Raw genomic sequence first — 2,417 nt, forward strand, 5'->3', positions numbered from 1 at the left:
GTAGGCACAGATATTTTTCCTACACTGAATGTATGATAATCCTTAGTCATTAAAGCCAGAACTGCGGAATGTGGGCTCTAAATCGCTTGTGTCAGAGCTTCGCCACTTTCCAGAGCCTCCGATATTACAGGTCGCGGCGAAACCTAGCGCCCAGAGCCTGTCGGCATTATCCTCACCCTCGGCAATGAAAATAAGTTCATTATTTGCGATCGCTTTTTTGACACCTGCGTAGCGGTAAACAGGGATATTCTCGCGAGGTACCTCTTTAGTCCCTACTACCCAGCCAATCTGCCGGGAAGCTTTGCACTTGCCCCAATGTTCTTGATGCCAGTCAGCCTCCCCTTTACCATTTTTGCCACCTTTCCCGTCATCAAAACGCACAACGCGGGCAAGGGGGGAACCGTCGCGGGCGGGATATTCCCAGTAGCGAGTCTGGCGGGGACGGATTGCTTTTTTCTCTTGTGGGCGGGCATAAAAAACGTGGCCGTCTTTGTCGGTTTTGCTTGTAGCTTCCCAACCAGTAGCGGGCGGTTGGTCGCGGTTACAGACGGACAATTCACCTATGGAGTAGCACCAGTCAGGCTTGCCACAGTGCGGGCAAGGGTTGGATTTTGAGACTTTGACAAGATTGCCACGAGCACTTGAAATTTGACCGTCGATCAGAGTAGAATTGTTGTACATGAAATTTAGCTCGCCCCAAGACGAGTTGAATGTGGATAGATGCAAAAGCCGTTCTTTCAGGTCGCCAAAACTAGAGAGGGACGGTTTTTTGCTGTGTGTATTTGTTGACTTTTTGAGCAATCAAAAGATTGGCGACGCGCTCGTGTCGCCCAACCCCGATTGCACATTAGAGGATTAGGAATATATTAGCCCCAAGCTACTGTTGCTATCTGGCGGCATCTCTCTCGCTTGTAGGCATAAGCGCTTCCCTTAATCCCTTTTTCTCAGCCGCAGAGCCAGGTTGACTTCACTTCGGATAAGCGCGCATTCTCATTATAGGAGTCTTGCGCGTTGACACAAACCGGAAACGTAAAAAAAACGTACCGAAAACGTACCAAAACTCACTCGTCGGGTTTAAAGGTAAAAGCACTAGACGACTCGCACAGAACAAGGCTTCCAGCGTCGCCAAGTTAGAGGGGATTTTGTCCGAAATCTCGGACAGATTTTGCCGTGCCCTGACCACCCAGAACCGCATCCCACGGTCGAGGTTGTGGTTCCCCTGGTGTTGGCGGGACTGCTACCCCAAGCTGAGGCAATTGCAATTCATTGAGGTAGTAAGCGTGCTGATTGCCCTCCCCTCGTTGCGGGTAGAACTTGCCGTTAGTTTTCCAAAAGAAATCTTTACCTCGCAAAACCGCCAGAACTAACTCTATTTCTGACTTAGTACCAGTCAACCTTAAGGCTGCTGCTGTTGGTATATTCGGCTGTCTAGTCATCACCTTCCCCCTTCACAAACGGCATCAAGAATTCATACTCAGCCTTCGCGTCCCGGTAGGCTTGGCTACTGCCGGCTGACACTCCCCAAACTTCTTTAAGGATTTTATTCTTGCCGGTGATGCCCTTGGCGTGACATTCCAGAATTAATTCGATTTGTTCGCGCTGCTTGGTGGATAAATTCACTACTGCCAGTTCGCCAGAATCGCCAGAAGTCTGATTCAGTAGCAGTTCTAGTGATTCTCTTATCGAATCGAGTTCTGCCTCTTGTTCGTCTGTTCGTTCGTTTGTTGCCAGAATTTGTTCTGCTTCCTGTTGTCTTTGTTTCTGAGAAATGTACACGCTTGTCGAGATTTCATCCACCACATCGGCGGTGATTGCCCTGGTTTTAATTGCCTCAATTTCTCCCTCGTCAGCTAATTGACGGGCGATATTGCCAGCGGTAACAGCACAAGCAATCGCAGCACACAGGCTGATACCTTGCACCGCTTTGTGAGTGTCTAGCTTTTTGTCTAGTGCTGCTAGTGGAGTCAACCAAAGCACTACAGAGGACGCGCTCAACACAAACAGTTTTAACTGCATAGAAACACCCCCAAACCAATCAGCAGCATCGCCAAACAGCCGATTAAAACAGCCTGTAAGTCAGCCACTGAAATCTTGAGCAACTTACTCAGGGAGTAGTCAAGTAACCAACTCAAACCCCAAGCAATCGCAATTGCTGCTAACAGGAATGAGACGGCTTTCATTGCCATCGGATGCAAACTCGCTATCCACCCTAAAAGGGAGAAAGCGACGCACCCGGCAATGAAATAGTTTGCCAAGTACATCGCTTTCATTTAGTTAGCCCCCCCTGTGAGTTTTGCCTTAATCGCATCAATCCGAGTGCGGGCATCGCTGTCAGCCTTATCAATCCCTAAACCCAGTCGGGCATAGCCGGGACGCAAACTGTGCAAGTGCTTAGCTAGTCGAGTGTCTGAGCGTTT

4 protein-coding genes are annotated in these 2,417 nt (G+C 49.2%); all 4 read right to left on the reverse strand.

Annotated features, from left to right (window positions below; translation table 11 throughout):
• Positions 1 to 42: 42 nt before the first annotated feature.
• The 4 genes from QUA36_RS31065 to QUA36_RS31080 all read right to left on the reverse strand — a co-directional run bounded on the left by QUA36_RS31065 (position 43) and on the right by QUA36_RS31080 (position 2,270).
• Complete coding sequence (locus QUA36_RS31065) at positions 43 to 681, reverse strand: hypothetical protein (protein ID WP_333460146.1); 639 nt, start codon at positions 679 to 681, stop codon at positions 43 to 45.
• 449 nt (positions 682 to 1,130) lie between these two features.
• Positions 1,131 to 1,436, reverse strand: a complete 306-nt coding sequence (locus QUA36_RS31070; protein WP_333460147.1) for a hypothetical protein — start codon at positions 1,434 to 1,436, stop codon at positions 1,131 to 1,133.
• A complete protein-coding gene (locus QUA36_RS31075; protein WP_333460148.1) occupies positions 1,429 to 2,016 on the reverse strand; it encodes a hypothetical protein in 588 nt (195 codons plus the stop codon). The genes QUA36_RS31070 and QUA36_RS31075 overlap by 8 nt, the downstream gene beginning before the upstream one ends.
• Positions 2,007 to 2,270, reverse strand: a complete 264-nt coding sequence (locus QUA36_RS31080; protein WP_333460149.1) for a hypothetical protein — start codon at positions 2,268 to 2,270, stop codon at positions 2,007 to 2,009. The genes QUA36_RS31075 and QUA36_RS31080 overlap by 10 nt, the downstream gene beginning before the upstream one ends.
• Positions 2,271 to 2,417 lie beyond the last annotated feature (147 nt).

The organism is Microcoleus sp. Pol10D4 (assembly GCF_036701555.1).
Lineage (GTDB): Bacteria > Cyanobacteriota > Cyanobacteriia > Cyanobacteriales > Microcoleaceae > Microcoleus.

Bases quoted from the DNA above. Each gene is read 5' to 3' on its own strand.
- QUA36_RS31070 (WP_333460147.1), bottom strand. From the start codon at position 1,436: ATGACTAGACAGCCGAATATACCAACAGCAGCAGCCTTAAGGTTGACT.
- QUA36_RS31075 (WP_333460148.1), bottom strand. From the start codon at position 2,016: ATGCAGTTAAAACTGTTTGTGTTGAGCGCGTCCTCTGTAGTGCTTTGG.
- QUA36_RS31080 (WP_333460149.1), bottom strand. From the start codon at position 2,270: ATGAAAGCGATGTACTTGGCAAACTATTTCATTGCCGGGTGCGTCGCT.
- QUA36_RS31065 (WP_333460146.1), bottom strand. From the start codon at position 681: ATGTACAACAATTCTACTCTGATCGACGGTCAAATTTCAAGTGCTCGT.